The 3,972-nt window shown below is 67.9% G+C and carries 3 protein-coding genes; all 3 read right to left on the minus strand.

From position 1 onward, the window contains the following. Positions 1–120: 120 nt before the first annotated feature. The 3 genes from IRZ18_08815 to IRZ18_08825 all read right to left on the minus strand — a co-directional run bounded on the left by IRZ18_08815 (position 121) and on the right by IRZ18_08825 (position 3,821). On the minus strand, positions 121–1,014 hold the full coding sequence (locus IRZ18_08815; GenBank protein MBX5477206.1) for an ABC transporter permease: 894 nt from the start codon (positions 1,012–1,014) through the stop codon (positions 121–123). A gap of 60 nt (positions 1,015–1,074) precedes the next feature. After that, positions 1,075–2,088, minus strand: coding sequence for an ABC transporter permease (locus tag IRZ18_08820; protein ID MBX5477207.1), 1,014 nt, complete (start codon positions 2,086–2,088; stop codon positions 1,075–1,077). Between the two features lie 80 nt (positions 2,089–2,168). Then, on the minus strand, positions 2,169–3,821 hold the full coding sequence (locus IRZ18_08825; GenBank protein ID MBX5477208.1) for an ABC transporter substrate-binding protein: 1,653 nt from the start codon (positions 3,819–3,821) through the stop codon (positions 2,169–2,171). Positions 3,822–3,972 lie beyond the last annotated feature (151 nt).

Here is a 3,972-nt window from a genome sequence, read left to right on the forward strand (position 1 = left end):
CCGCGGGCCGTGACGGCGAGCTCGGAAGCAGGCGGGCCGGCCGTGGGCGCGAGCGATTCCACCGCAGACACCTCGACTCCCGAAGATATCGTGACGGGGCTGGATTCACAAGAGGGGGCGTCAGCGCCTTGAGCGCGGGTCGAACAGGTCGCGCAGCGCGTCGCCCAGGAAGTTGAAGCCGAGCACGAGGAGCAGGATCGCGATCGCAGGGAAGGTGGAGATCCACCACTGGGTCTGGAGGTAGCTCCGGCCGTCGGACACCATGCGGCCCCACTCCGGCGTGGGCGGCTGGGCGCCGAAGCCGATGAAGGAGAGCCCCGCCGCGATCAGGAGCACCGCGCCCATGTCCAGCGTGGCCTGGATCAGGATCGGCGCGAAGGCGTTGGGCAGCACGTGGCGCAGGACGATGCGCGCTCCGCCGAGACCCACGGCGCGCGCCGCCTCCACGAACTCGCGCTCCTTCAGCGAGAGGATCTGCCCGCGCGCGAGCCGCGCGTACACCGGCCAATAGGTGACGGAGATCGCGATCAGCGCGTTGAACAGGCTCGGCTTGAGCACGGCGGCGATCGCCATCGCCAGGATCAGGCTGGGGAAGGCCAGGAACATGTCCGTCACGCGCATGATCACGTCGTCCCAGAGGCCGCCCAGCCAGCCGGCCGCCGTGCCGATGGCCGTGCCCAGCGCCCCGGAGAGGGCCACGATGGCGAGCGCCGAGAAGAAGTCGATGCGCGCTCCGTAGAGGACGCGGCTGAGGATGTCCATGCCGGTGTCGTCCGTGCCCAGGAGGTGTGCGCCGCCCGGCGGCTGGAGGATGTGGTCGAGGTCCGGCTCCGTGGGTGAATAGGGCGCGAGATACGGCCCGAAGACGGCCAGGAGCGCGAAAAAGGCGATGATGACAAGCCCGGTCATCGCCAGGGCGTTGCCGCGCAGCGCGCGCCAGAGGCGACGGCGCTCGCCGGTCGCGGGCGCCGGCCGGTCCTTGCCCGGAGCGGCGGTGACGGGTTGGCTGCTCATGCCGGTGATCCCTCCAGATTCGAAGCCCATGCGGCCGGACACCTGGCCTGCCGGCTCCCCCTACCGGAAACGGATGCGCGGGTCCAGAAACGCGTAGAGGATGTCCACGACCAGGTTCACGACCGAGTAGATCAGCGCCGCCACGAGCGTCACGCCCAGCACGGCCGGCACGTCGATGCTGATCACGGAAAGCGTGGCGTATCGGCCCACGCCGGGCCAGGCGAAGATCGTCTCCGTGAGGACCGCGCCCTGCAGAAGGCTTCCGTACGTGAGGCCGATGACCGTCACGGTCGGGATGAGGGCGTTGCGCAGGGCGTGGCGCAGCACCACCTGCCGCACGCCCAGCCCCTTGGCCCAGGCGGTGCGCACGAAGTCCGTGTTCAGCACTTCCAGAAGGCTGCTGCGGACCATGCGCGCGATGATGCCGGCGGACGACCAGCCCAGCACCGTGGCCGGCATGATGAGGTGCTTGAGGCCGTCCCAGAACGCCGTCCAGCGTCCCGTGAGGAGCGCGTCGACGACCACCATGCCCGTGATCCGCGGCGGAGGCGTCACGTAAGGGCTGAGCTGGCCGGGGCCGGGCAGCCACCCGAGGGCCACGTAGAAGACGGCCAAGCCCAGGAGGGCCGTGTAGAACACGGGCAGCGAGACGCCCCCCAGCGCGAAGATGCGCGCCAGGTGATCCGGCCAGCGGTTTCTGTACACGGCGGAGACGACGCCCGTGGGGATGCCCACGAGGATCGCGATGAGAATCGCGGCCGTGGACAATTCGATGGTGGCCGGCAGGTAGCGCGCGAGATCCTCGGCCACCGGGCGCTGATCGGCGATCGACACGCCGAGCTCCCCATGCAGCAGGCCCTTCACGTACAGCAGGTACTGGACCGGAAGCGGCTTGTCCAGGCCGAGCTCATGGTAGACCCGGTCCACCACCTCCTGCGGCGCCCGGTCGCCGACCAGCGCCAGCACCGGGTTCACCGGGACCACGTGCGTCAACGTGAAGGTGACGAGCGTCACCCCGAAGAGGACGAGGACCATGAGGAGCAGCCGCCGGAGTATGTACGTGACGAGCGACAAGGGCGCCTGAGCCTCCCGAACATCGCGGACCCAGCGCGGGGACCCGGGGTCCCCGCGCCGCCGTCCCGTTTCCGCCGGGGCTACTGTCCCTTGACGATCTGCCAGTAGCCCACGCCGTTGACGTGGTCGTAGTTGAAGTTCTTCAGCTTCGCGGAGTAGACGAAGACGACGTCAGGCTGGTAGATGATGGCGAACGGCCCCTGCGCCGCCTCGAGATTGTTGATCTGGTCGTACAGCCGCTGCCGTTCCGGCGTGTTCTGCAGTTTCGCCGCCTGCTGGACGAGCTGCGCAAGCTCCTGGTCCTCGTCCTGCAGCCGCCAGATCAGGGACTGCTGCGTGTAGTCGCCGAACGGCCCCGCGAAGTCCTGGGGATCCGGGTAGTCCATGCCCCAGTTGGCGAGGATCAGCTGCGCCCTGTGCTCGCGGTATTCGGTGTACATCTGGCCGGCTTCCATCTGCCGGATGGTCACCCGGATGCCGATCTTCTCCAGGTTCGACTTGATCACGTTGGCCACCGAGCTGGCCGGAACGCCGCCGACGAGCGTCCCGTTCGGCACCAGCATCTCGACGTCGAACCCGTTCGGGTAGCCGGCCTTGGCCAGGAGATCCTTCGCCTTGGCGAGGTCCTGGGTGAAATACTGCTTGTCCGTGTACCCGAAGATCCCGCGCGGGATCACGCCCTGAAGCGGCTGCCCGAACCCGTGCAGGAGGCTTTGCACGATGCCGTCGTAATCGATGGCCCACTTCACCGCGTTGCGGCAGTCCGCCTTGGCGAAGCAGGGGACGTTCTTGACGTCCATGCCCAGGTAGGTCATGGACTCGTCCGGAGTCTTGAAGATCTTGAAGTTCGGGTCGTTCTGGACCGTCTGCGCCTGTGCGGCCGAGAGCCCGTCGGCGATGTCCGCCTCGCCCCGCCTCAGCATGTCAAGACGCGTGGCGGTCTCCGGAGCGTTCTTCCAGATCACGTGCTTGATCGTGGGAGCCTCTCCGGTGTAGTGCGGATTCGGCACGAACTCCATCTGGACGTCCTTCGTCCAGTTGTTCAGCATGTAGGGCCCGCTGCCGGCCGAATGGTCGAAGAGCCAGCCGGAGCCGTAGTCGCCGTTCGTCTCGTGCGCCTTCACCGTCTTGCTGTCGACGATGCCGACCACCGTGTGCGTCAGCACGGAGAGGAACGCCCCGGGGCTGAACGGCTGCGGCAGGTCGATCTTGACGGTGTACGGATCCGGGGCGGTCACCACCTGGTCCACGTTGTCGGCGGTGATGCCCATCTGGGTGATCAGCCAGGAGGCCGGATCCTTCGGGATGTTGACGGCGCGCTCGAACGTGTAGACCACGTCGGCGGAGGTCAGCTCGTTGCCGCTGGAGAACTTGAGGCCCTTCTTCAGATGGAACGTCCAGTGCAGGCCGTCGTCCGACACGTCCCAGCTGTCCGCGGCGTCTCCCACCGGCTTGGTCATGTCGCCCAGCGGGAACTTGACCAGACGCTGGTACATGAGGCTGGCGGCGGACACGCTGGAGAACTCGAACGCCACCTGCGGGTCCAGGGTGACGGCATCGCTGATGTCACCCGCTTCGATGATCGTCGCCTGAGGTCCGTACTCCTCGGATGCGCCGCCGCCCGTCTCCGACCCCTGCCCAGCCGGCGCGCCACCGCACGCTGCGACCGCGAGCATGAGTGCCAGGAGCGCACCGGCGACCGGTGCCCGCCCTCGCCATGGCCGACCGTTCATCGCGTCACCTCCGGTGCGACATGCCCGTCGCGTATGGCCGTCCGATTCTCCCGCCCGCGTGTCGAGTCCTGCCGATCGGGACATGGAGTAAATTGGCATCGCGCAGGGCGACTGCGGGGACGTGCGCCGCGCACCCTGCGATCGTGCTACC

It is taken from the genome of Clostridia bacterium (assembly GCA_019683875.1).
Classification (GTDB): domain Bacteria; phylum Bacillota; class Sulfobacillia; order RBS10-35; family Bu92; genus Bu92.